Annotated in this window: 2 protein-coding genes; both read right to left on the bottom strand. The window is 45.6% G+C overall.

Annotation, left to right across the window (positions count from 1 at the left end):
- The coding region (locus tag A3739_RS25150; RefSeq protein ID WP_197472562.1) for a divergent polysaccharide deacetylase family protein at positions 1 to 285 on the bottom strand (285 nt) is incomplete at its 3' end.
- Between the two features lie 55 nt (positions 286 to 340).
- On the bottom strand, positions 341 to 872 hold a 532-nt coding region (locus A3739_RS25145), incomplete at its 5' end, for a S41 family peptidase (protein ID WP_304440314.1).

Below are 872 nucleotides of genomic sequence, written 5' to 3'. Positions count from 1 at the left end.
TCCGAGAGAAAACTTTCGAGTGTTCTCCATCGGCGCGTGCAGCATGATCTCTTTGCCTTGGCTGTAGCCGCGAATAGCTAAAGTCTTCGTATACTGACGGTGTGGTAAAAATGCGAGCGTGAGCGGGTAGGGAAGATCCGTAAGCGTTTTACCGCGTTCAAGGTGATGACCTAGATCGTCGATGACAATTGCAATGGTTGCTTGAGGGACAGATTCGGCTTGCGCAAGGAGGCTGAGACTTAGTCCTAGTGCGATGAATGAGATTTGTCTGAGAGTGTTAAGCATATCTTCATAACAAAGCCCAAGCGGAGCTTGGGCTTTTATTAGCGGTAACTCGAATTTAGATATCTATTTTTAGGATATCAATGGCTTTCAACAGACTGAGTGCTTCTTGTAACTGGAAGTCTTTTTCGAGACGTTCTTTCATATTGCTATCATCACCGTTTTCTTCATCTTGAGTTCCAGCGTTATCGGAATCGTTACCGTTGCTCAAGTGGCCTTCTAAGTCGGCTTCACGGTAGAAGTCAGGCTTTTGCTCATCGCCTAATTTGGCGCGATTTACGACAATGTCTGGCACGATGCCTTGTGCTTGGATAGATCTTCCGTTTGGCGTGAAGTAGCGAGCTGTTGTTAGTTTTAATGCATGATCTTCGTCTAACTGCAGTACATTTTGAACAGAGCCTTTACCGAAGCTTTGAGTTCCCATGATCACTGCACGTTTATGATCTTGGAGCGCGCCAGCTAAAATTTCTGAAGCAGATGCTGAACCGGTATCAATCAGCACGATAATAGGTAGTCCATTTAGTGCATCCCCTTCGGTGGCACTAAAGCTAAGGTCCGCAATTTCAGAGCGACCCTTTGTATAGACAATA

It is taken from the genome of Oleiphilus sp. HI0067 (genome assembly GCF_001635735.1).
Note: the sequence above shows the minus strand (reverse complement) of the source record. Positions and strands in the feature narration are given on the sequence as shown.